22 protein-coding genes and 2 pseudogenes are annotated in these 23,901 nt (G+C 53.3%); 11 read left to right on the top strand and 13 right to left on the bottom strand.

The window, feature by feature from the left end; translation table 11 throughout:
• Positions 1-358: 358 nt before the first annotated feature.
• The 6 genes from narQ to DQM29_RS04805 all read left to right on the top strand — a co-directional run bounded on the left by narQ (position 359) and on the right by DQM29_RS04805 (position 5,431).
• Positions 359-2,053, top strand: coding sequence for a nitrate/nitrite two-component system sensor histidine kinase NarQ (narQ, locus tag DQM29_RS04830; protein ID WP_111739564.1), 1,695 nt, complete (start codon positions 359-361; stop codon positions 2,051-2,053).
• A 157-nt stretch (positions 2,054-2,210) separates the two neighbouring features.
• Positions 2,211-2,846, top strand: a complete 636-nt coding sequence (narL, locus tag DQM29_RS04825) for a two-component system response regulator NarL (RefSeq protein ID WP_111739563.1) — start codon at positions 2,211-2,213, stop codon at positions 2,844-2,846.
• Positions 2,847-3,069: 223 nt separating this feature from the next.
• A complete protein-coding gene (locus DQM29_RS04820; RefSeq protein ID WP_111739562.1) occupies positions 3,070-3,414 on the top strand; it encodes an ArsC family reductase in 345 nt (114 codons plus the stop codon).
• A 3-nt stretch (positions 3,415-3,417) separates the two neighbouring features.
• Complete coding sequence (dapE, locus tag DQM29_RS04815; RefSeq protein WP_111739561.1) at positions 3,418-4,554, top strand: succinyl-diaminopimelate desuccinylase; 1,137 nt, start codon at positions 3,418-3,420, stop codon at positions 4,552-4,554.
• The gene (locus tag DQM29_RS04810; RefSeq protein WP_111739560.1) at positions 4,551-5,240 is read left to right on the top strand and encodes a M15 family metallopeptidase; all 690 of its coding nucleotides are present in this window, start codon (positions 4,551-4,553) and stop codon (positions 5,238-5,240) included. The genes dapE and DQM29_RS04810 overlap by 4 nt, the downstream gene beginning before the upstream one ends.
• The gene (locus DQM29_RS04805; protein ID WP_111739559.1) at positions 5,228-5,431 is read left to right on the top strand and encodes a YpfN family protein; all 204 of its coding nucleotides are present in this window, start codon (positions 5,228-5,230) and stop codon (positions 5,429-5,431) included. Before DQM29_RS04810 ends, DQM29_RS04805 begins: the two co-directional genes overlap by 13 nt.
• Before the next feature lie 63 nt (positions 5,432-5,494).
• Here the strand turns inward: DQM29_RS04805 and DQM29_RS04800 are convergent, their stop codons facing one another.
• The 8 genes and pseudogenes from DQM29_RS04800 to dapA form a co-directional block, all read right to left on the bottom strand.
• Positions 5,495-6,220 carry an SAM-dependent methyltransferase gene (locus tag DQM29_RS04800; protein ID WP_232054861.1) on the bottom strand — a complete coding sequence of 242 codons (726 nt, stop codon included), beginning with the start codon at positions 6,218-6,220 and terminating at the stop codon, positions 5,495-5,497.
• Between the two features lie 10 nt (positions 6,221-6,230).
• Positions 6,231-6,488 carry a YjhX family toxin gene (locus DQM29_RS04795; protein WP_111739558.1) on the bottom strand — a complete coding sequence of 86 codons (258 nt, stop codon included), beginning with the start codon at positions 6,486-6,488 and terminating at the stop codon, positions 6,231-6,233.
• Between the two features lie 292 nt (positions 6,489-6,780).
• A complete protein-coding gene (locus DQM29_RS04790; RefSeq protein WP_232054860.1) occupies positions 6,781-8,835 on the bottom strand; it encodes a tRNA(Met) cytidine acetyltransferase TmcA in 2,055 nt (684 codons plus the stop codon).
• Positions 8,836-8,944: 109 nt separating this feature from the next.
• Complete coding sequence (locus DQM29_RS04785) at positions 8,945-9,397, bottom strand: DUF441 domain-containing protein (RefSeq protein WP_111739557.1); 453 nt, start codon at positions 9,395-9,397, stop codon at positions 8,945-8,947.
• 101 nt (positions 9,398-9,498) lie between these two features.
• Positions 9,499-10,374 carry a KPN_02809 family neutral zinc metallopeptidase gene (ypfJ, locus tag DQM29_RS04780; protein WP_111739556.1) on the bottom strand — a complete coding sequence of 292 codons (876 nt, stop codon included), beginning with the start codon at positions 10,372-10,374 and terminating at the stop codon, positions 9,499-9,501.
• A gap of 214 nt (positions 10,375-10,588) precedes the next feature.
• Positions 10,589-11,302 carry a phosphoribosylaminoimidazolesuccinocarboxamide synthase gene (gene purC / locus DQM29_RS04775; protein WP_111739555.1) on the bottom strand — a complete coding sequence of 238 codons (714 nt, stop codon included), beginning with the start codon at positions 11,300-11,302 and terminating at the stop codon, positions 10,589-10,591.
• Positions 11,303-11,366: 64 nt separating this feature from the next.
• Positions 11,367-12,401, bottom strand: a complete 1,035-nt coding sequence (bamC, locus tag DQM29_RS04770) for an outer membrane protein assembly factor BamC (protein WP_111739554.1) — start codon at positions 12,399-12,401, stop codon at positions 11,367-11,369.
• A 16-nt stretch (positions 12,402-12,417) separates the two neighbouring features.
• Positions 12,418-13,279: pseudogene (dapA, locus tag DQM29_RS04765) on the bottom strand (4-hydroxy-tetrahydrodipicolinate synthase).
• A 159-nt stretch (positions 13,280-13,438) separates the two neighbouring features.
• On the opposite strand from dapA, the gene DQM29_RS04760 reads away from it, so the two are divergent.
• Positions 13,439-14,011, top strand: coding sequence for a glycine cleavage system transcriptional repressor (locus DQM29_RS04760; protein WP_111739553.1), 573 nt, complete (start codon positions 13,439-13,441; stop codon positions 14,009-14,011).
• Positions 14,011-14,481: a thioredoxin-dependent thiol peroxidase gene (gene bcp / locus DQM29_RS04755; RefSeq protein ID WP_111741993.1), complete on the top strand. Its 471-nt coding sequence runs from the start codon at positions 14,011-14,013 to the stop codon at positions 14,479-14,481. The genes DQM29_RS04760 and bcp overlap by 1 nt, the downstream gene beginning before the upstream one ends.
• A gap of 134 nt (positions 14,482-14,615) precedes the next feature.
• On the opposite strand, the pseudogene DQM29_RS04750 reads toward bcp, so the two are convergent.
• Positions 14,616-15,682: pseudogene (locus DQM29_RS04750) on the bottom strand (AI-2E family transporter).
• A 322-nt stretch (positions 15,683-16,004) separates the two neighbouring features.
• On the opposite strand from DQM29_RS04750, the gene bepA reads away from it, so the two are divergent.
• The 3 genes from bepA to DQM29_RS04735 are packed head-to-tail and all read left to right on the top strand — an operon-like array spanning position 16,005 to position 18,298.
• Positions 16,005-17,471 carry a beta-barrel assembly-enhancing protease gene (bepA, locus tag DQM29_RS04745; RefSeq protein WP_111739552.1) on the top strand — a complete coding sequence of 489 codons (1,467 nt, stop codon included), beginning with the start codon at positions 16,005-16,007 and terminating at the stop codon, positions 17,469-17,471.
• 20 nt (positions 17,472-17,491) lie between these two features.
• Positions 17,492-17,857: an arsenate reductase (glutaredoxin) gene (gene arsC / locus DQM29_RS04740; protein ID WP_111739551.1), complete on the top strand. Its 366-nt coding sequence runs from the start codon at positions 17,492-17,494 to the stop codon at positions 17,855-17,857.
• 30 nt (positions 17,858-17,887) lie between these two features.
• The gene (locus DQM29_RS04735; protein WP_111739550.1) at positions 17,888-18,298 is read left to right on the top strand and encodes a hypothetical protein; all 411 of its coding nucleotides are present in this window, start codon (positions 17,888-17,890) and stop codon (positions 18,296-18,298) included.
• Between the two features lie 304 nt (positions 18,299-18,602).
• Here the strand turns inward: DQM29_RS04735 and DQM29_RS04725 are convergent, their stop codons facing one another.
• The 4 genes from DQM29_RS04725 to DQM29_RS04710 form a co-directional block, all read right to left on the bottom strand.
• Positions 18,603-20,036, bottom strand: coding sequence for a hypothetical protein (locus tag DQM29_RS04725; protein WP_145960334.1), 1,434 nt, complete (start codon positions 20,034-20,036; stop codon positions 18,603-18,605).
• Between the two features lie 14 nt (positions 20,037-20,050).
• On the bottom strand, positions 20,051-21,535 hold the full coding sequence (locus DQM29_RS04720; protein WP_111739548.1) for a DKNYY family protein: 1,485 nt from the start codon (positions 21,533-21,535) through the stop codon (positions 20,051-20,053).
• Between the two features lie 170 nt (positions 21,536-21,705).
• Entirely contained in the window at positions 21,706-22,407 is a 702-nt protein-coding gene (gene hda / locus DQM29_RS04715; RefSeq protein WP_232054947.1) for a DnaA inactivator Hda, read from the bottom strand.
• 131 nt (positions 22,408-22,538) lie between these two features.
• Positions 22,539-23,813 carry a uracil-xanthine permease family protein gene (locus DQM29_RS04710; RefSeq protein WP_111739546.1) on the bottom strand — a complete coding sequence of 425 codons (1,275 nt, stop codon included), beginning with the start codon at positions 23,811-23,813 and terminating at the stop codon, positions 22,539-22,541.
• Positions 23,814-23,901: the final 88 nt, after the last annotated feature.

The raw sequence follows: 23,901 nt of genomic DNA, 5'->3' as shown, positions 1-23,901 counted from the left end.
TCTTGTGTATTTTTATCAACGCTTTTGCCTATAGAACCCGGCGAGGGTAAAGTAAACTTTAGGGAGGAATGTGATAATTACTCTTAAGGGGTAAATCACTGCTTCAATTGAGCTAGATCAAGCGTTCGCCGGTTTTTTAATCAGTTTTTTGACACAGCCGCGATTTCACCTCTGCATTTTTTTACTAAACGCGGCAAAATAATCGTGACGTATCGCTGGCGTTTTATGTCCTCATTATCCGAAAATACAGCTATCTGGAAATACAGCGTGTTTTATCTTTCCCCCGCTTTCTAATTATAGCGGATACATTTTTGTCGGACGTCGGGATCAACACCGCACTAATACAGCCTGAGGAACTATGGCCGTCTCTGTAAAACGCTCTGTCACCAGCACCATCGCCCGGATGCTGCTCGCTATCGTGGTGCTTTCCGTGCTGTCCACTGGCTTTGCGCTGGTCACACTGATAGCCAGCCGCACTGACGCGGAAGCGATCAACATTTCCGGCTCGCTGCGCATGCAGAGCTATCGTTTGGCCTACGACTTGACGACTCAGTCACCCTATTTGAATTCCCATATTCGCCAATACGACGTTTCCATCAACGCTCCCGCGTTGAAGGACGTAAATCAGTTCTATTACCCTGAGCATATACAGAACAAGTATCAGCACCTCCTTACCCGCTGGAAGGGATTAGAAGAGGAGCTTTATCGCAATAACGGCGACGTCTACGTCAGCCAGCTTGCTGAGTACGTCAGCGAAATCAATGAGTTTGTTCTCGCTATTCAGCGTTTTTCAGAGCTAAAGCTTCAGGTGACCGGCGCTATCAGCATTATCAGTTTTCTGATTACTGTCGGATTGGTTTTCTTTGTTATTCATTTCAGTCGCCGGAAAATCGTTGCGCCACTTAATCGCATGGTAACAGCAAGTCATCAAATTCAGAGCGGTCGCTTTAACCACCTGCCGCTGGACGTTGAGCAACCGGACGAGCTGGGGGTGCTGGCGCAGGCATTTACGTCCATGTCCTCCGATCTGGCCAAGAGCTACGACTCTCTGGCACAAAAAGTTGAAGAGAAAACACTGGAACTCACTCAGGCCAATCGCTCTCTCGGCGTACTGTATGACTGCTTGCAGGCGCTCAGTGTCAGTCAGGTAGACCGCCAGTGCTTTGAACAAGTGTTGAAAATCGTCCACAACAGCGAGAATCTGGTGACTATTCGCCTTGAAGTGCAGGACAGCGGTGAAGGCCGCTGGGTGTTGATTGAAGGGGATGAAGATCCTAACGCTCACTGGCAATATCTGACGCTACAGCAGCATGAACAGACGCTGGGCAAGCTGAGCTGGCAGTGTTCAGAAACGGCCGTTCACCCACAGCTTATCGAAAACGTGGCTAACGTCATCAGTCGGGGCATTTACTTTAACCGCGCCCAAAAGCGCTATCTTCAGGTCATTTTGATGGAAGAACGCGCCACTATTGCCCGCGAGCTGCACGACTCGCTGGCTCAGTCGCTCTCCTTCCTGCGCATTCAGCTGACCCTGCTCAAGCGTGAAGTGCCCGCCGACAGCGGTAAAGCGATGGAGGTCATTCAAGACTTCGATCGGGCTCTGGCCAGTGCCTATCGTCAATTGCGCGAACTGCTGGCGACCTTCAGACTGACCATCCAGGAGGCCGATCTGCACGAGGCGCTCAATCAGCTCATCACGCCGCTTCAGGCGCAAACGGACGTGCCTATTCACATTTACTGCGCGCTGTCGTCTCAGTCGCTGAACGCTCAGCAGCAGGTTCACGCTCTGCAAATAGTCAGAGAAGCCGTGCTCAATGCCATAAAACACGCTCACGCCAGCGAAATTAGAGTAAACTGTGAGCCAACGTCAGATGGACAAAACATGATTACCATTGCCGACAACGGCAAAGGGATCAAAAGCCTGAACGAGCCAGAAGGCCACTACGGGCTGAATATTATGAATGAACGAGCGTCCCGCTTAGGCGGAACGCTGGATATCCTCCAGCGGGACGGCGGGGGAACCAGCGTTTGCCTGCGCTTTCCTCAACAATAGCGCGGCGCACAATGATAGGCTCTGGTAAATAAAATTTCTGTATACTGTATATACAACACGTTAAGCGATACAGAACCTGATATTAGATAGACGACAACAGAAGCGGACAAAGCGCCTTCTGCGCAATATTCCGCCAGCATAAAGATAGGGAGTAATAATGGTGCAAGAACAGTACAGCGTTTTAATCGTCGACGATCATCCTCTCATGCGCCGCGGCGTACGGCAGCTGCTAGAACTCGAACCTACTCTCAATATCGTCGCCGAAGCCAGCAACGGCAACGAGGCCATCACCTATGCCGGCCAGTTTCTGCCCGACCTTATCCTGCTTGACCTGAATATGAAGGGGCTGTCCGGTCTGGATACGCTCAAAGCGCTGCGCAACGAAGGCATTGATTCCCGCATCATCGTGCTGACAGTGTCAGACAACCGCAACGATATCTACGCGCTCATTGACGCAGGCGCCGACGGCTACCTGCTTAAAGACAGTGAACCAGAACAGCTGCTGGCCAAGATCGTACAGGCTACTCAGGGTGAAAACGTCTACAGCGACATCATTTCTGAGTACCTCGCCTCCCGCAGCGACGGAGACACCGACCCCCTAGAGCTGCTCACTGAACGTGAACTGGACGTGCTGCAGGAAGTGGCTCGCGGTATGTCTAACAAGCAGGTGGCTTCCCATCTGCACATTTCTGAAGAAACGGTAAAAGTGCACATCCGCAACATGCTGCGCAAGCTTAACGTCCGTTCCCGCGTGGCGGCAACCGTGATGTATCTGGAAAGAAGAAGCCAATAGCGCTCTCTTGTGCGAAGAGCCTACCGATTTGTGTAGGCTCTTCTCGTCTACTGATAAACCTTTTCTGCTCTCCTTTTGCACAACGAAAAAGACACCGTAATTTTTCCCCCTCTGTTGCCAATAAAATGGTAAATTGACCTATTCCATTTTTTGACCTTTTCCCGCGTGATGCCTTTAAAGACGCGGAGTTGACTACAGGGAGCCCCGCTTGACGACTTACTGCATGTACGGAATAAAAAACTGCGACACCATTAAAAAAGCGCGCCGCTGGCTGGAAGAGCGCGATGTCGACTATCGCTTTCACGACTATCGCGTTGACGGGCTAGACGGTGACCTGCTGCAAAGCTTTATCGACCGCCTAGGCTGGGAAGCCATGCTCAACGTGCGCGGTACCACCTGGCGCAAGCTGAGCGACGCCGAAAAGGCCGCAGCTTCAAATGAAGCGGGCGCTAAGGCGCTGATGCTTGAACAGCCCGCCATTATTAAACGCCCTCTGCTGGTCAAGGGTGATGACATGCTGCTCGGCTTTGCCGATAGCGGCTACCAGCAGTTTGTTTTCGGAGAGTAGCCCATGGCATGCCCGGTACTCACTCTGGCGGAACAGCTAATTTCCCGCCCCTCTCTTAGCCCCAACGACGAGGGCTGCCAGCAAATAATGATTGAGCGACTGGAGGCCATCGGCTTCCACGTTGAGCAGATGAACTTTGGCGATACGCAGAACTTCTGGGCCTGTCGCAAAGGCCGGAGCGAAGGCCCTACGCTGGCATTCGCCGGGCATACTGACGTTGTCCCTGCTGGAGACGAAAGCCAGTGGCGGCAGCCGCCCTTCTCGCCAACCATTGAAAACGGTTTCCTTTACGGCAGAGGCGCTGCCGATATGAAAGGCTCACTGGCGGCCATGGTTGTTGCTGCCGAGCGCTTCGTGGCGGCAAACCCTCACCATACCGGCAGGCTGGCGTTTCTTATTACCTCTGACGAAGAGGCCAGCGCGGTAAACGGCACGGTCAAAGTCGTTGAGGCTCTCGCCGCTCGCCAAGAGAAAATCGAATACTGCCTAGTGGGCGAACCCTCGAGCACCGAGCGCGTCGGCGATGTGGTGAAAAACGGTCGTCGCGGCTCGCTGACTGCTAACCTGACGGTGTTTGGCACTCAGGGGCATGTAGCCTATCCTCATTTGGCTGACAACCCCGTTCACCGCTCCGCAGCCTTTATTCAAGAGCTGGTCGGCGTCGAGTGGGATCGCGGCAACGAATTCTTCCCGGCTACTAGCATGCAGATTGCCAACATTAAAGCGGGCACCGGCAGCAATAACGTTATCCCTGGCGATCTGTTTGTGCAGTTTAACTTCCGCTACAGCACGGAACTGACTCACGAACAGATCGTGGCTAAAGTTCAGGCCATGCTAGAGCGCCACCAGCTGCGCTACCGTATTGACTGGAACCTGTCCGGCAAGCCATTTTTAACGCCGCGCGGCAAACTCGTTGACGCCGTCTCCACTGCCGTAGAGTATTACGCAGGCATTCGCCCTGAACTGCTGACCAACGGCGGCACTTCTGACGGTCGCTTTATTGCCCAACTGGGGACTCAGGTCGTTGAGCTTGGCCCGGTAAACGCCACCATTCACAAGGTGAACGAGTGCGTCAACGCGGCGGATCTTCAGCTTCTTAGCCGCATGTACCAAAAAATCATGGAGCAGCTGCTGGCATGATCGCGCTTTCCGAACTGACTGGCCAAAGCGACGGGCATTTAGCAGCGCTTTCTGGTTCTCATCGCCTTCAGCCGGAGGCGGTTACTGCGTTTTCTGCCATGCAAGCGGCAGCGGCACTGGCAGGCTTTAGCCTACAGCCTGCCAGCACCTTTCGCGACTTCGCCCGCCAGCAAAAGATCTGGAACGACAAGTTCAACGGTCTTCGGCCAGTGTTAGACGCAGACAGTCAGCCAATAGACATCTCAGCACTCAGCGACGAGCAGCGCTGTCGCGCAATCCTGCGCTGGTCAGCCCTGCCGGGTGCTAGTCGTCACCACTGGGGAACCGACCTTGACGTTTACGATCCTGACCTGCTGCCCGAAGGGCAAAAGCTTCAGTTGGAACCTTGGGAATATGAGCGCGGCGGCTATTTTTACGCTCTCACCCGCTGGCTAAGCGCCAACATGGCGCAGTACGGCTTTTATCGCCCTTTCGTAAAGAACGACGGCGGCGTTGCGGTTGAACCCTGGCACCTTAGCTATCACCCGCTGGCTGAGCCCCTTTCAACACGACTGACTCCTGAGGTGCTACTCTTATCTTGGGAAGGGCAAGAAATTGCGGGCTATGAATGGCTGTCCGCTCACCTCGATGAGGTGTTTCAACGCTATATATCCCCTCCCCAAGGAGCGCCCTCATGCACTGGCTAGCTGACTACTGGTGGGTTATTTTGCTGGTTCTGGTAGGGATGTTGATCAACAGTATTAAAGCGCTGTCCAGAATTAACTATGACGGCTCGCTGAGAAAGAAGTCGAATCTGCCTCCCCACCGCGATAACAACGCCCAGTGGGATAAAGAGGAAGACGACGAGTGGAATAAAGAGAAGAAGGATAAGAAGTAAAAACGTCTGTGCCACTTCCGGTCAGCGTCGCGTTAGCCCCCGCCCGTAGACGGGGGCATTAGCCTATCGTTTGATGTGTCCTGTCATTTTCGTGAAATTAAACCAGCGCCCGCCTTCTGCCGCCATCATGTCACGATCGCGGATGGCATAAGGATGATCGCAGGCTAACCACGCCTGCCAGGCTTCGCTACAGCGTGCACTCTCTTCACAGCTGTCTATCTGCAAAAAAGCGCTTTGCTGCCAAAGCTGCCGCCACCAGTCCACGGTGAAAAAGTTGATTTCCGGCTGCCACCAGGGCGCTAACTCCGGCGGCACGCCGTTAGGGAACGACGCTTTCAAACCCGGAACCATAACAGCCACACTCGCACCCGTTTTAAGATACGGAGCAAGATGGCGGTCGAAGAAAGAGGAATTGGCGCCGAAGTAGTGCCAGGCGTCAATGCTTAGCAGCGCGTCAAAGCTCTCTTCTTCAAACGGGGAATGGTCGGCCATGTCCGCCACGTCAAAGTAAACTGGCGTGATGCGATCCTTAAAGCCTCGCTCTTCAAAGCGCTTTGCGTTCTCCTCAGCGGGGATCCACAGATCCATTGCCACAACTTCGACGCCAAACTGACTGGCTAGGTACATGGACGTCAGCCCTGTGCCGCAGGCGAGATCGAGTACCCGCATGCCGGGCTTTAGTCCCATAGCCGGGCACACTTCCTCAGCCAGCATCAGGGCATTCGGCCCCATCATGTTGGCATTGATAAATTCATGGGAAAACAGCGCGCTCATCGTATTGTCCTTCATCATGCACTCCTTAGCGGTTGTCTGGCTGTGCGCGAACGTTTGCCAGCCCGGTGGTGTTAATACGGTAGGGTTGCCCATTGACGGACTTAATCAGCTTTTTAGTCTTAAGCTTTTTAAAGACAGCGAGCGTACAGTCGCTGAGCAGCAGCCCATCGCGGCTATAGCATTCAACAGAAGTGATACGCCCTGATGTATCGCGCTCGTGCGCAATACGCCCCCCTTTGGCGAGAACGTGTAGGGTACGCTGTTCCTGACGGGATAAATTCATACTGAAAACCTGTTAATCATCATGTGCAAAAACGAGCCAACACCCGCAGGTGTTCGCGTAAGGTTTTAGCGCAGCGATAATCAGTCCGGCCTACAAAGGTCGGGAAGCTGATTATCTGATGATTACATTCTCCAGCATCAATGCCTCGGTGAGAGTAAAAAGAAAAGAAAACTACCGTATCAATATATCACGCGCGGAGCCGATGCCAAAAGGAGATCTAAAAAGTGTGACCCCGATCGTCGGTAAAAAAGAGAGCAGTCAGAGTAATTATTCAGGCAGGATGCGGCGAAACTCAGCGCGCCAGCGCCGTCTGGCCCGTCGCCCAGGCTTGCCAAACTCGACAACACTCGGCATCTATCGCTACCAGCGCGTTGGCGACTTCATCGCGCCAGCGCTGAATTAACGCCTTGCGGCCGCTTAGCGCCAAGCGCTCAATAATCTGCTGTTCGTTCTGGCGGTTGTCTAGCAGCTGGCGCAGACTCGGGCACTCAGCTTCGCGATGGCGCAGCAGCCGATACAGTGCGACCTGAGCCCCACGAACCGAACGGTGAGCGAAAGCAAAACCCGCTAGCTCCCGCCAGTCGTCGTCATCCAACGGCGATGGCGCAACGGCGCCAATGTGCCGCAGGCCAGAGCACTGTGTCAGTTGACTAAGCAAAAATTGACGCTTAGCGCGCCGAGCCAAAGCATGGGCTTCTGGAGTAAAAGGAACAATCGCCATAGCGGCACAGCAGCCGCTGCTCGCTTCTGGGTGGCTCCCCATATGAACCAGCTCAAAACCGCAGGCCTGCCAAAAAGCCCACAGAGGCTCCGTGTAGCCAAAGCTGACGGACAGATAGTCAAGGCCTCGCCCTCGGGCGTCTGCTATAGCCCCTTCGATCAGCGCTTTGGCAATGCCCTGACGACGCAGCGGCGGCAGCACAGCAATACGGGTGACTCGCGCAGAACAAAGCCTGGCCGCCTGATATTCCGAACCGTGCGCCGCCAGCGACTGTGCGATCAGGTTTCCTCTGGGACGGCGGCGCCCCGCCCAAACGTCTCTGGCAAGCTCGGGAGACAGGCCGCCTTCATCCACCAGCCACAGCGCAGCAGCGATCCCTCCACGCGCTTCTTTAGCGACAGAAAATGCCATCCCGGGCGCGTCCAGAAGGCGGCGAAGATCCAGCGGGCTGGTGCGATAGTGGGCACTGGTAAGCAGACCATAGAACTGTTCAAGCAGCGCTTCGTTTTCAACCAGCTGTTGACGACTCAGACTATCTATACGGTAGCTCCTGCTAGATGTGCTGCTAAGAGAGTCTTCCGCATCCATCAGCAAAAACCGCCGAGTGAAGCGCTCTAACGGATCTCCCTGCGCCCAGCGGATCGGCTGTCTCAAATGCAGCAGGTGTAAATCACTCAGGTTGGCGCAAAACTTTAATAAAAACCCTCGACCGCTTCCTTCATAGCCCTGCACAGTGGTCGTAAAAAGCACTCGGGGAAAAAGCGACGCCAGCCGATAAAGCAGCGGGGCGGGGATCGCCGCCGCTTCGTCAATGATTAGCCAGTCAACGCCTTTCGGAGGCGTCTGCCCGCAGCGTTCAAGCAGTGCGTCAGGTGAGAAAAAGTGAACCTTCCCCTGCCCCCATTCGAGCAGTGTTTCAACCGATACCTTAGCGGGCGCCGTCAGCCAGCATTCCCCCTGCCCTGCCCAGCGCTCGGCCAGCATACCGGCAACGGCTGACTTTCCTCGCCCGCGATCCGCCAGCAGCACGTAGTTGCCCTTTTCCGCGCGCAGCAGTTGAGAGAGCAGTTCCCGCTGGTCCGGCGTGGGCAGGCCGTCTGGAGCTATCCAGCGATTAACGCTTGGCAACAGAGAGGGAGTAAACGCCTCTGACTGCCGCCACAGCATAACGTCTGCATCTTCACGGCAGCACCGGCGAAAGCGTTCGATAAAGTGAGGCGTTGCTACCGACTCAGAACAGTCGCTCCAGCGCAGGCTGTCTTCATCGGGAAGAGATGACCACCCATCCCATTCAGGAACCTGCAGCACCAGCAGGCTTCCCGCCGCCAGCAGCCCGGAAACGACGGCAAAGGCTTCAGCGTGAAAGCCGCTGTTCACATCAATGACCGCATGGCGCAGCGCTGTTCCCAGCAGTCGATGAATGCCTGACGGTTTCTGGTACTGGACGCCTTGGATATCAGGCTCCGTTTCCGACACCCACAGCCAGTCACCTTCACTTTGCGCGATAAGCGATTCAATCTGCATTCGCTGCCACGCCGCGCCGCCGCTCAAAACGAGCAAACGCCGCATACCGCAGTCGCGTATCTGATTCAGATGAGGAGAGAGATCGACGTGCATGTCGTGCATAAATAGAGGCTTTGTAATAACAATGAGTTAGACCGGATTATAAAGGGTTGCGGCAATAAGTCCTACCGTTTATCACGCTTTCTTAATCCGGTGTTTAGAGAATCCTCAGTCAGCCTTTACCCACTATCAGCGACACAACGCCGGCAGCAATCAAAGGCCCAACGGGAATACCCCGGAAGAACGCTACACCGATAATCGTCCCCACCAGAAGCCCTGCGACAATGCTCGGCTGGTTTGTCATCAGCGTTACGCCTCGCCCGCCCAGCCAGGCGACAAGAATACCTATTAGGATAGCGACCAGCGACTTCCAGTTAATAAAAACCTGCGCCAGCATAGCGGGCGTCATCTTGCCGTTTGCAAGCGGCGTCATCACCGCAATGGTCAAAATGGTGATACCAATGGTCAAACCGTACTTCTGCACCCAAGGAAAGGCGGCTTCCAGCGGCGTCAGGCGCAATATCAGCAGTGTCAAAATGGCGATAGTAACGGTATTGTTGTGGCTTAAGATTCCCAGCCCTGCCAGTACCAGCAGGACTATCAGCGTGGGATCGATATGGGGCATTTACGCTCTGCTTATTGTGATAAAAGTTGTGATGATTATGGTAACAAATATAAACGACAGCGGGCGTGAAATAGGCTTCACGCCCACCTAATGCAGCTCGCTTACAGTTTAGCTGCGCTAAAAGTATCACACTGGCGATAGTCTCCGGTATCAAAACCACGCTTAAACCACGTGTAGCGCTGCTGAGAAGTGCCGTGAGTGAAGCTATCGGGAATAACCTGCCCAGAACTCTGTTTTTGCAACCGATCGTCACCGATAGCCTGAGCAGCGTTGAGCGCCTCTTCCAGATCGCCAACGTCAAGGATCTGCTGATTTTTCAGGCTATGTCCCCAAACGCCAGCGTAACAGTCGGCCTGAAGCTCAAGGCGGACGGACAGCTGATTAACTTCAGTCTGGCTTTTTGCCTGCTGCTGAAGAGCACGCACTTTATCTGCTGTACCCATCAGGTTTTGCACGTGGTGTCCCACTTCGTGAGCCACAACGTAGGCCTGCGCGAAGTCACCGCCTGCGCGCATCTTTTTCTCCATGTCTTGATAGAAAGAGAGGTCAATATAGACCGTTTTATCCGCCGGGCAGTAGAACGGCCCCATAACGGACTGACCGGTTCCACAGGCGGTGCGGGTAGCGCCCCGGTACAGCACCAGCTTGGGATCTTGATACTGCGCTCCCTGCTGTTTAAAAATAGCGCTCCAGGAGTCTTCCGTTGAGGCCAGCACCGTTGACGTAAACTTGGCCAGCTCGTTGTCTTTTTCTGACACTGGCTGAGCCTGCTGGGAGGTCGCCGCGCCGTCACCGGTCAACAATGGAGTAAGATCGACACCGTAGTAGCCCGCCACCAGCACGACAACCAGCAAGACCAGACCACCCTTACCGCTCGGCAGTCGAAAACCGCCGCCGCCCATCCCCGAAGGAAATCCTCCAGACTGCTGCCGACGATCCTCTACGTTCTGACTTTCTCTACGACCTTGCCACCGCATAATGTTATCTCTCGTTCACACTGGCTCAATTTAACAAGCCTAAAATTATCGCCATCTGTTTCTGGCAAAACTGCCAATAGTATAAACGACGTGAGGAAAAACGTGTGTGACAAAGTCAAAAATGGCTCTGGGATAAATGCTCAAGCGCGGACGATAAAAAAGCCGGCTGACGCCGGCTCTGGAAAGGTGTAGAAAGACGTAATCGTTTGCGTATTTAGTCCAAAGAAATACCCAGACGGTGTGCTACCTCTTCATAGGCTTCGATCAGGCCGCCCATGCGTTGGCGAAAGCGATCTTTATCCATCTTGTTCAGCGTCTCTTTGTCCCACAGCCGACTGCCGTCTGGAGAGAATTCGTCACCCAAGACGACTTCGCCTTTAAACAGGCCAAACTCAAGCTTGAAGTCCACCAGAATCAGACCTGCGTCATCAAACAGCTTGCTCAGCACCTGATTCGCCTTATAGGTCAGCTCTTTCATCCGCGCCAGATTGGTTTCATTCACCCAGCCAAACGTTGCGCAATAGGACTCATTAATCATCGGGTCGTGCATGGCGTCATTCTTTAAAAACAGGTCAAATACGGGAGGATTCAGTTCCAGACCTTCTTCAACGCCCAGGCGACGCACCAGTGAGCCCGCTGCGCGGTTACGGATCACGCACTCAACCGGCACCATGGAAAGCTTCTTCACCAGCACTTCCGTATCCGACAGCATGCTTACCATCTGGGTAGGAATACCGGCTTCTGCCAGCTTGCTCATGATAAAAAAGTTGAACTTGTTGTTGATCATGCCTTTGCGATCGAACTGTTCAATACGTTCGCCGTCCATCGCTGAGGTGTCGTTGCGAAACTCGAGCACCAATAAATCGGGATCCTCAGTGGTATAAACGGTTTTTGCCTTACCGCGATAAAGCTCGGCGACCTTTTGCATCTTCAGTGTTCTCCGTTTTATTTCATATGAATGGAATAAAAAAGGGGCGTGAGCCCCTTTTTCGTTATTTTGCGGCTGCTGCGCTCTGGTTGAGCGCTGCCTGCAATATTGTCACGAGTGCCGCATTGTCCGCCTCTTTCAGCACGCGACCTTTATCGGTGCTGAACTGAAGGCTGCTGCGGTTATCCAAATCTCCTACCTGAATCTTGTAATCGCCGTTACTCAGGTCAGGGTTTGGAACGCTCAATGCAGACCAGTTGCTATTGGAAGACTTAAAGGTTACCGCAATCGTGCCTTGAGGACGGTTGCTGTCATTCACCTTCATGCCCATTTTGTCCAGTGCCGCAGGCAGGCGTTCCCAAACGGTGGAATAAGGCGCGCGGACAATGGCAACCGGAAGCCCAGTATCATCAGTAGCGGCCTGAACAACCATGGATCCCGCTACTGCACCTTGCGTACTGCTGGCGCTACGGCGGCTTTCCAACCCTTCGGTAATCGCGTTCAGCATACTGATGCTGTAGCGCTGCATATTTGCCGAGTCGGAAACGGATTTGCCATCAGCCTTCAGCTCCAGCACTCTGACAGAGAGCTGGTTTTGATAGGCCTGCTGCTGAACGTTAACCTGATAGCGCGCCTGATACACCACGCTTTCATCGCCACGAGGCCATTCAATCCAGTCAGTGGTCAGCGTCTGATTGGCTTCCTGATGACCAGTGATGCGGTAGCCTTTGCTCTCAATCACGGAAATCACCTGATTCCACAGCCCCTGATTCTTCGCGCTGTCTTCCAGCAGCAGCGTCGCGGTGTTACCGCTAAACTGAACGCGAGACCCTGACACCAGCGCCAGCGGCTGAGACGGCGGACGAATATCAAGGGCATAGCCCACGTTACCCACATCGGAAACGCGATTGTTAACCGCATACTGCCCGTTTGACATCGGCAGAACCATGCCTGCCGGTGCTCGCAGCTCCCGCAGCTCAGGTGCCTTCAAGTAGTCTTCGTTGCCGTTAATCTGATGCTTGTACGACTGATCGTTAGAGCACGCAGCCAGTAGCATAACGAGAGAAACACCAGCAGCTTTCTGTAATGAATGAACCATCAAATCTTCCTAAAGTTTAGAGCAAACCTGCAGACGTCAAAGCCTGCTCGACAACCGGATGCGCCTGCTGAGTCAGCGGCGTCATCGGAAGGCGCAGCGTATTTTCAGCAATCAGGCCCAGACGGTAGCAGGCCCACTTGACCGGGATCGGTTAGCTTCAACAAACAGCTTCACGTGTAAAGGCATTAGTCGCTGATTAAGACCGCGCGCCTCAGTAAAGTTCCCTTCTGCTGCCAATTTACACAGCTGCGCCATTTCGCGCGCTGCCACGTTGGCAGTCACTGAAATCACACCGTGGCCGCCCAAATGCATGAAGTCCAAAGAGGTCGCGTCATCGCCGCTGAGAAGCTTGAACTCATTGCCGACCAGCGCCTGCGTTTGAGACACGCGGCTTAAGTTACCGGTTGCATCCTTCAGCGCCACGATATTGGGGACTTCCGCTAGGCGGGCAACGGTTTCAGGCAGCATATCGCAGCCCGTACGCCCCGGCACATTATAGAGGATTTGTGGCAAATCGGTATGTTCAGCAATGGCTTTAAAGTGTTGGAACAGGCCTTCCTGCGTCGGCTTGTTGTAGTAAGGGGTAACAGACAGGCAGCCGACAACGCCGGTATTGTTGAAATGCTCTGTCAGCAGAATAGCCTCAGCCGTCGCATTAGCACCCGTGCCTGCGATAACGGGAATACGGCCATCCGCCAGATCCAGCGTCATTTTAACAACGTCTACGTGCTCACCGTGGTTCAGCGTGGCGGACTCCCCAGTGGTACCTACGGAGACGATGGCGGCAGTGCCGCTAGCCACATGATAATCAACCAACTTTTCAAACTGGCACGGTCAACAGATCCCGTTGAATCCATCGGTGTTACCAGCGCAACCATACTCCCGTAAACATAAGCGATTCCCCTTTATGAACATAGTAAGCATGGTACTTTTGACTCATAGCGAAAAGCAAGTAACAACATCACTCTAACGGCTTGTCTGGGTGATTTTTTTATGTTTACCATATAGTACTCTCTATTTTGAGCTGGAAATTTAACGTGCCACAGCAATCTGAACACTACCTTGTCATTACCGCACTAGGTACCGATCGACCGGGTATTGTGAATACCATTACACGGCACGTCAGCAGCTGTGGATGCAATATTGAAGACAGTCGCCTGGCTCTGCTAGGGGAAGAGTTTACTTTTATCATGCTGCTGTCAGGCAGTTGGAACGCGATGAGCCTGTTGGAATCGACGCTTGTACAAAAAGGCGTCGAGCTGGATCTGTTGATTGTGATGAAACGCACAACCCAGCATCTTCGCCCTCCCATGCCGGTCACAATGTGGGTAAAAGTAGAGGTCAAGGATTCGCCCCATATTATCGAGCGATTCACGAACCTGTTCGATTCGGCGCAGACCAATATTGCGGAACTGATATCCCGCACCAGCATGAGTGAGGAAACCAATACCCCCATGCTGGGCATTGAAATGACGTTGCACAGCGCCTTAACCGGCCACCACGACGTCCTTGAACAGAACTTTAACCGTCTCTGCGCAGAGCTTAACGCGCAGGGCAGTATTAATATCGTCATCAACCCACAGCATGAACAAAAGGATGGAAACTCGTGATAAATCCATTAAAAGCCGGTGATATCGCCCCTGAATTTACACTCCCGGATCAAGATGGTGAAGATATCAGTCTTAGCGATTTTCAAGGGCAAAGAGTGCTTATCTACTTTTATCCTAAGGCCATGACGCCCGGCTGTACCGTACAGGCGTGCGGGCTGAGGGACAATATGGATGAGTTTAAAAAACTGGGCGTTGACGTGCTGGGCATCAGTACCGATAAGCCCGAGAAGCTGTCACGCTTTGTTGAGCGCGACCTGCTGAACTTTACCCTGCTGTCGGACGAGGAGCATAAAGTGTGCGAACTGTTCGGCGTTTGGGGTGAAAAAAGCTTCATGGGTAAGACCTATGACGGTATTCACCGCATCAGCTTTTTGGTCGGCACCGACGGCAAAATCGAAAAAGTGTTTGACGACTTTAAAACCAGCAACCATCAGGATGTTGTTCTGAACTATCTGAACGGCAAAGGTTAATCTGGCTAAACACAGGGCGGCCGCTCCGTCAGGGGAAGCGACCGCCTTTTTCTTTGCGCCGCACTGTAGGTGCCTAGCTCTCTTCTCTTTGCTCTTCTTTTTGTTCGCTTCTTTTTTCTCTTTCGCCGACTGACCTACTCCAGATTTTCCGCAATCAAATCATCCGGCCAGACGTGGATCACCGCTTTCACCAGCGTCGCCAGCGGAATGGCGAAGAAAACGCCCCAGAAGCCCCACAGGCCGCCGAAGATAATCACCGACAGTATAATCACCAAAGGGTGTAGGTTTACCGCTTCAGAAAACAGCAGCGGCACCAGCAGGTTACTGTCTAGCCCCTGCACCACCAGATAGGCAATAAACATGGTCCAGAAATCGGGCCAATCCCCCACTGAAACAGCGCAACAAACAGGACAGGCACCGTCGCCAGCACCGCGCCGATATAGGGCACCAGTACCGCAACGCCAACCAGCACAGCCAACAGAAGGGAATAGCGCATCCCCATCACCCAGAAGACGAGGTAAGTCGCCACCGTTACGATAACGATTTCCACCACTTTGCCGCGAATGTAGTTAGTGATCTGCTGGTTCATCTCCAGCCAGACCTTGCCGGCCAGCCCGCGGTTTCTTGGCAGAATGCGGCGAACGGCGTAAATCATCTGCTTCTTGTCCTTAATCAGGAAAAACACCATCAGGGGAACCAGAATCAGATAAATAGCCAGAGTTAGCACCCCCATCAGGGACGCCATCGAGTACTTAACAACCGAGTCTGCTACGCCGCTCAGCTTTGAGCGCAGGTTCTCTGCAACCAAATCGATAATGCCCGCATCAACCAAAGCGGGATAGCGCGCAGGCAGCGTGGCAGCAAAGTCATGGAGGCGGTTAAGCATATTGGGCAAATCCGTCAGCAGGTTCACCCCCTGCTGCCAGGCGGTGGGCACCACGAACATGATGGTGGCAAACATAATGCTGCCAAACATTACGATCACCCCTCCTGCCGCCAGCCCCCGGGAGACACCCATCTTTTGCAGCTTAGTGGTGGGCCACTCAAGCAGGTAGGCCAGCACAATCGCAATCAGCAGCGGCGCCAGAATGTCACTGAAAAAATAGATAATGCCAAACCCGACCACCAGTATAATTAACAGCGCAACGGCCTGAGGATCGGAGAAGCGCCGACGATACCAGCGCAACAGCATATCCAACATAGACAACCTCCGGTTAAGCCCGTCAGCAACGCATTCACCGCCGGCCTGGAAAAACAAATGCTTTCCCGACCGCTCTATTTGGGCAGTGAAAAAGCAAAATTTATGGGACAAAGCACCGCTCTTGTTGTCTATCCAATACAAGCGGCCGTTTTATAAAACAGTAAGCTATAATAGCAATAAATTTTGACCACACCGACAATATTTAAAACCTTGTCGGTTTAGGCTTTCAACGGCATCATGGTGTGATATCGAATGGCAGAACGCCGTCAGGCCACGCCGCACAACGTGAATGATATGAACAATTTCAGGAATGAATAGCGCTATGTCCACGAGCTTTCGTAAGTCCCTCTTCGCGACGCTGTTAGGCAGCGCCCTCCTGTGCGGCTCAATGGCGGCCAGCGCGGCGAACGCGCCTACCGATCTTCCCGATATCGGCACCACAGCGGGAGGCACCCTCAGCATCAACCAAGAGCTGCAAATGGGTGACTTTTATCTTCGTCAGCTAAGAGCCGGAGCGCCGCTGATTTACGATCCGCTGCTGACAAACTACGTCAACGGTCTGGGCATGAAGCTGGTGTCTAAAGCCGATTCAGTACGCACGCCTTTTCACTTCTACCTGATTCAAAATAACGAAATCAACGCATTCGCCTTCTTTGGCGGTAACGTCGTGCTGCACTCATCGCTGTTTAAAGAAACCGACAATGAGAGCCAGCTGGCCTCGGTTATGGCGCACGAAATCTCTCACGTCACTCAGCGCCATTTGGCCAGAGCAATGGAAGAGCAGCAGCGTAACGCCCCGCTAACCTGGGTCGGCGCACTGGGCTCGATTCTGCTGACAATGGCTAATCCGCAGGCGGGTATGGCGGCGTTGAGCACCACCATTGCCGGAACACAGCAGGGCATGATCAGCTTTACCCAGTCCAACGAGCAGGAAGCTGACCGCATCGGCATTCGCGTGCTGCAGCGCGCGGGGTTCGACCCAATGGGCATGCCGGACTTTATGCAGAAACTGGCAGACAAATATCGCTACGCCAGCAGGCCGCCGGAAATGCTGCTGACCCACCCCATGCCCGATAGTCGAATGTCCGATACCCGTAGCCGCGCGTCTCAAATGGGTCAAAAAAGCGTTCCATCCTCTCAGGACTATCTATTTGCCAAAATGCGCGTTATGGGGATGTACGGCGGCGCGGACGGCCTGAATCAGTACTTGCTAGACGACTACAAAAAAGGCAACGCCCGCGAACAGCTGGCCGGGCGTTACGGTCAGGCCGTAATGGACTACAAGTCCCAGCGTTACGACGCAGCGCGCACAACGATTCAATCCCTGCTGAGCGCACAGCCCAACAACCCTTGGTTCCTCGATCTGGCAACGGATATCGATCTGGAGCAAAACCGAGCTCCGGCTGCGGTAAGCCGCCTTGAACAGGCGATAAAAAGCCAGCCCAATAACTCAGTGCTGCAGGTGAATCTGGGCAATGCCTACATAGCTTCCGGGCAACCGGCTAAGGCCGCTACCCTGCTTTATCGCTACACCTATTCTCACTCTGATGACCCTAACGGCTGGGAGCTTCTGGCTAAGGCCTGTGCCGGGCAAGGGCTGCGCGATGAAGAACTGGCAGCCCGAGCCGAAAGTATGGCGCTGATCGGCCGTCTGGATCAGGCAATTGAAATGCTCAGCACGGCCAGCGCCAGCGTCTCAACCGGCAGCCTGAAACAGGCTCGCTATGACGCCCGTATCGATCAGCTTCGCCAGATGCAGCAGCGCTTTAAACAGTATTCAAGGCAGTAAGAACAAGAAAGGAAAACTCAATGTCTAATAGCTCAAACGCTAAAAACGTGACGATTTATCATAACCCGCGCTGTGGCACCAGCCGAACCACGCTGGCGCTGCTGGAAGAACGAGGCATCACTCCCGACGTGAATCTGTATATGGACACACCGCCGGACGCCGCAACGCTACAGGATCTTCTGGTCAAGCTGGGCTTTAGCTCCGCCCAGCAGCTAATCCGGACCAAAGAGGATTTGTATAAGGAGATGAAGCTGGCCGACGCATCCGAGCAGGCGCTGATTGATGCCATGATTCAGCACCCTAAACTGATTGAGCGCCCGATCGTTATTGTCGGCAATAAGGCTCGTTTAGGCCGCCCGCCTGAGAACGTCTTGGACATTCTTTAGTCTCTCTTTAAAGCATCAAGGATGAACCTTATGAAGAAATTACCCCTGGCCGCCCTGCTGTTTATCGCCTCGGCTAGCACACAGGCTGCGCCGACGCTGGACAAAACCCGCCTGTTTACCGAACTCACCAGCGGCTGCCACAGCGTTCAAATACCCGGCTGGCAAAACCCCGCTCTGGCGGTCTTTGATCGGTTCGCGATTACCGTTACATCAGCACAGCTGTGCAATGCCGACGAGTATCCCGTCTTTTACGTCAGCCTGAAGTACGACCCACAGGGTCAAACGCAGGACTTCTATCAGCCGTTTTACCAGGCGATGAAAGAAGCGCTAAACGGCAAGCCCTATTCAATGGTCTCCGATCTGGATGAAATGACCATCGGCGTATCCTATAGCGCGGAAGGAAGCGTAAAAACGGAGTTTGAAAGGTATCAGGCTCAGTAGAGGCGATAGTGCTGCACTTTGGGGTGAAAATACTATTCCCAAAGTGCAGAGAATACTGTCAGAAAGTGCCCAATCAAAGGCATATGTTCTTATTCTTAAGACTCCAATCTGTATCTAATCTATAGTTCACACGCTCGGATTCATCTTTTGCCGCTCTAATTTCCTGACGCAGTACCTCAATGCCCTGTTGCTGGTGACTTATCTTCACATCCATCCTTTGCTGTTCTATTTTGCCGCTGTTAACGCAGCCACTAGAATACCGCGGCGATGATGAATAACCTCATCTTCTTCCTCTTCTACGCGTTTAAGGTACATCGTCAGCGTTCTTTGCATGAGGGGAAAACGCCCCATTGCTAGAGCTATAGAATCCCTCGGCAGTGGCTAGTCTTCCCCCACGGATCCATACACTTTCCGGGTTAGCAGTTTCATGGCGATGCAGTTGACCGTAGTCGTCGAAAATATAAACGTAGCGCTCGTCATGGGCAAAAACGCCGTTAGGGTATGAGTTGTTCGTCAATACCACCATAGGTCCTGACGTGGCGAAGACAAAAACCATCTTCCTCTTATCTAAACCGTAGAAGTCTCGAACAAGATAGCCATAGCGATTTCCCGCATTAAGGTGCTTATTGATAACCAAATCGGGCTTATCCAGCGTAATCACCTCCAGCTGTTTTTCACCAAATTTTGTCTCCGTAGCCACGTACAGTCGATCCTGATATTGCGCAACCCGCTCGGTCACTAGGCGAAACAGTTCAGGGTCGACGCCTGACAGTGTTTCAACAACGCAGTCGCCTCCCCTTTTGGTCGCCCGCTGCTTCTGCCAAGTCACTTTATCAGCCCGCAGCTCAAACGCTCTGCTGCAGTCAATGGGCTGTTGCTCAACGAGAGTCTCGTTCATTTTACCTTTGCCGAACACATAGCGCCTGATGCCATTTTTGTCGCGGTAGACTAAAAGCGCATTGGGCATCCAGCGGACGATCTTGAAAGAGTCCGGATCGGCATCAATCGGCTCACCGTTAATCAGTAGCCCCGAATCGGTGCGGGCAATCACGTCAAAAGCCCCCTGCGGAGACTGAGGGCACTTGCTTTTCCACTTCCAGACACTATCGTCGAGAGACCCGCTCTTACGCCACGGCTTTTGTGCCAACGCAGTAAAACGACTCGCACTGCCCTGCCAGCGCCCCTTCACATAGAGGCTGTGACCGTCAGTCAGCATGGTTGTATTATTTGCCACAGCCTTTAGCGCTGCCATATTGACGCGCTTTTCACCAGTGTTGTCGTCCGTGCGCACGCCGTCAAAGTAGAGGCTGTCTTTATCGGCGGCAAAGCGCCCGAAGGCTCGAAAGCTGGCGACGTCAACAATGGGTGCATCAAAAGAGTTTCTGACGATCTTTCCCGCGCGAATAATGTGACTGCCGTTGGTAATGTAGCCATAGCATTCGTCATCTTCATTGGAGAAGTCGTCCCGATCTTGCCTAAGCCATTTTTCTTGAAGCATAGAAAGGTCAACGCTTCTTAGCTTATCGAAGTCTTTATTCCAGTCTATTTCAGGCAGTATCGCGATGACTTTATCTCTTCTTCCGTGGTGCCCCTCAGTAGTTATATAGTCGGTTGTTTCTCGGTAAACCGCAGCATTCCCTCCTTCCTGGCGGGAATATTTATAATAAATCTCCGCCTGTGCAGGAAAGCCAAACAGAAGCAGCGCGCTCGCCAGAAGCAGGTTCGAAGTAAATGCCATGGTCATATTTCGCCCTACTGCCCAAGCGGTATGAGTACACCGCTATTGTTATAAACGCCTTCGACAGTTGCCAGATAGGCGCACTTTTCTGAACCGCAGTAACTATCTGCCTCAAACACCCGAGCCGCAGCAGGGTCGGCAGTTTCATACCGATAAAGCTGAAAGCCGTTAAAGATATAAACGTAGCGATCATCACGGGCATACCAGCCGCCTTCGAATAGGCGTTTGTTACCCCCATCATTTAACATAACCAGTGGCCCGGATGATTCAAACATCTCAAATCCCGTTTGAGCGCTGCCCCTGCGCCACTCAGTCAATAGATAACCGTGGTTTTTTCCTGCGTTAAAGCGCTTATCAACAATCAGGTTAGGATCGTCCAGCGTAATCACGTCGAGCCGTCTTTCACCAAACTCCGTGGTATTCACCACGTATAGACGATCCTTATACTGCGCAACGGTGTCGCTAATGGGATGAAACAGCTCAGGATCGAGATCTGGGATCGTTTCCGTCTGACACGGTTCTTGTTCTACAACAGGATAGCCATTCTGTGAACCGCGGCTTCGCCACGTAACTCGGTCTTCCAGCAGGTTAAAGGTATAGCGGCAGTACTCCTTGGCAAACGGCCCTTCATCCGGCCAGCCGAAGGTATAGCGCTTAACGCCGTTCTTATCGCGGTAAACAAGCAGTGAGTCAGGGATCCAGCGAACAATCTGAAAGGTTTCGGGATCGGCGTCTATCGGCGTGCTGTTAACAATAACCAGCCTGTCTGTACGAACAATGACATCAAAGCTCCGCGAGTCGATAAAGCCACAGTGATTGCGCTGCTCTGGGTCAAATTTACCTCGTGGACTCCATCCTTTCTTTCCCACAATCGCAAAACCCGCCGCACTCCCCAGCCAGCGACCGTTGAGATACAGGCTATTGCGGTCTTTCAGCAATTCGGTATTAAACTCGGCAAAAGGCATATATTCTTTTTCACTGCCGTTGGCTCTTTCCAAAGAGGCGATATCGACCCGCTTTTCCCCTATATTGTCGTCAGTGCGCACGCCGTCAAAGTAGAGGCTGTCTTTATCGATACCAAAGCGACCAAAGGCACGAAAGCTTGTGGCATCAACCTTCGGCTTGCCCTTTGGATTACGCACTATTTTACCGGCCCATACGACGTAGCGTCCGTCAGTGTGATAAGAATAGATATCGACGTCACCGCGCCCGGTTCCAATCGCGTTGTCAGTGGTTAAGTCTGCCAGTGAGTCAGTTTCTGTATCCCATTCGTCTTTTTGTATCGACAGATCGTCAATGCGGCGCAGACGCTTATACTTTACCTCTGGCAGACGAGAGAGTAGCGTTTGTCTATCTTGAAAGACTTTAACGTATATCACCCCGCTACCCTTCTTTTGATAGTGATAAGCGGGATCGGGGCCCAGCGAACAGGCTATTGAGGGAACGGTAAACAGCGACAGCATTGCCGCAAGAAGCAGTGCTTTATAGGGTATTGGCATTTAATATCCTTATTTTTGATAATGCCGCGTATTGACTGACTTACGTCGGCATTTTATCGCTAATAAAAATAATAACCAGAGTTATATTAGCAATTGAAATGATCAATATACTTTCATTGTTTAATGACAAAACACGATTAACAGCAGAATAAAACCAAGAAAAACGCGGCCTACAGCTCCAGCGCCTCTTTAACGAACGGGATAGTCAGTTTGCGCTGTGCGCTGATGGAGGCGCTGTCCAGTCGGTCCAGCGTGTTGAATAGCGTGCGGGTGTCTCTGTCCAGACGCTTGAGCAAGAAGCGGCCGACGTCTTCTGGCAGTTCGAAGCCGCGCAGCTTAGCGCGCAGGATCAGCGCCTGAAGCTTGTCGTCGTCCGACAGTGGATGAAGGCGGTAAATTTGACCCCAGTCGAGGCGAGAGGCAAGATCCGGCAGCATCAGGTTAAGCTGGCGCGGTGGTCGATCTCCGCTTACCAGCAGGCGGGTAGCGCCGGTTTCTAAAATGCGGTTATAAAGATTGAAAATCGCCATTTCCCAGGCTTCATCGCCCGCTATGCACTCAATGTTGTCAATGCACACCAAAGACAGATGCTCCATTCCCTCCAGCACTTCCGGCACGAAGTAGGCGCGCTTGTCCAACGGCACATAGCCAACGGCCAGCCCTTTCTGAGAAAGCTCGCTACAGGCGGCGTTAAGCAGATGGGTTCGCCCTCCCCCCTCTGAGCACCAAAAGTAGATATAGGTGCTGTGTTCCTGCGCTAAAGCGCCGTGGATCGCCGACAGCAGCACGCCGTTTTCCCCAGGGTAAAAGCTGGCGAAAACCTCATCATCAGAGAGGTAAAGCGGGAAAGAAAGCTGCATGGACGAGTTCAGAGAAGCCCCGGTAAAAGCGAATTAGCGATGCGTTTAGTTTATCACAGCGAGATACTACATAGAACTGACATAGAACTGACATAGAGCTGACAGAAAACCGGCGGCAAATAGACAGCCGCCGGTCATTCTGCTTAGTGGGCTGCGCTGTCCGTCTTAGAAGAAGCAGGCGCCTTCGGCAGGATCAGGTTTAGCAGGATGGCGATGACACCACACAGGCTGATCCCCTGTAGAGAATACTGACCAAAGTTGAACACCATGCCGCCGATGCCGAACACCAGCACGATAGACACAATGCACAGGTTGCGCGCAACGGACAGGTCAACGCGGTTTTTAATCAGGATATTGATCCCAACTGCCGCGATAGAGCCGAACAGCAGCACCATAATGCCTCCCATTACCACCGTAGGAATGGTGTTGAGGAACGCGCCAATTTTACCGATAAAGGACATGAATACCGCCCAGCAGGCCGCAAAAGTCATGACCATCGGGTTAAAGTTGCGCGTCAGAGTAACGGCACCAATAACTTCTGCATAGGTAATACAGGGCGGGCCGCCAAAGCAGGCTGCGACTGACGTTGCAATACCGTCACCGCCCAGCGTGCGGTGCAGGCCTGGGTCTTTGGCATAGTCTTTACCGGTGACAGAGCTTATCGCCATGATGTCGCCGACGTGTTCAATGGTTGGCGCAATGACCACCGGCAGCATAAACAGAATCGCCTGCCAGTGGAATTCAGGGGCGGTAAAGTTCGGCAGCGCAAACCACGGCGCGTCTAGCACCGGCTGGAAGTTCACTAGCCCCATCGCCAGCGCAATGGCATAGCCGACAACAATGCCCGACAGAATAGGGATCAGGCGGAAAATCCCCTTGGCCCACACCGCCACCAGCAGCGTGGTCAGCAGTGACAGCATTGAGATAATCAGCGCTGCGCGGTAGTCAGCTAAAATCACCGAGCCGCCGTCACCGCTTTTCCCCAGCGCCATATTAACGGCCGCAGGAGCCAGCGTCAGGCCGATAATGGCAATCATCGGCCCGGTAACGACCGGCGGCAGCAGCGTCTCAATGACTTTAGAGCCGCGCAGCTTAATCAAGCCGCCGAAGATCATGTACACCACGCCCGCGGCAAACAAACCACCCATGGTGGCGGGAATACCCCAGGTTTGCACACCGTAGCTGATAGGCACAATGAAGGCGAAAGACGACGCCAGAAAGACCGGCACCTTTCCCTTTGTGCAAAGTTGAAACAGAAGTGTCCCCACACCGGCGGTAAACAGCGCCACGTTAGTGTCTAGCCCGGTAATCAGCGGAACCAGAACCAGCGCGCCAAAGGCAACGAACAGCATCTGTGCGCCAACCAGAACGTTTTGCCAGGTTGGGGGGTGAGTGCCGACTGTAGACGGCTGTTGCATAGCGTAGACCTCTAATCTAAATGGTGATATTTGCGCCCGCGACCTGCCGCGGGCAACCCTTGCCCGTTATTCGTTATTATTATTTCCC

The sequence above is a fragment of the Leminorella richardii genome (genome assembly GCF_900478135.1).
GTDB lineage: Bacteria > Pseudomonadota > Gammaproteobacteria > Enterobacterales > Enterobacteriaceae > Leminorella > Leminorella richardii.
Note: the sequence above shows the minus strand (reverse complement) of the source record. Positions and strands in the feature narration are given on the sequence as shown.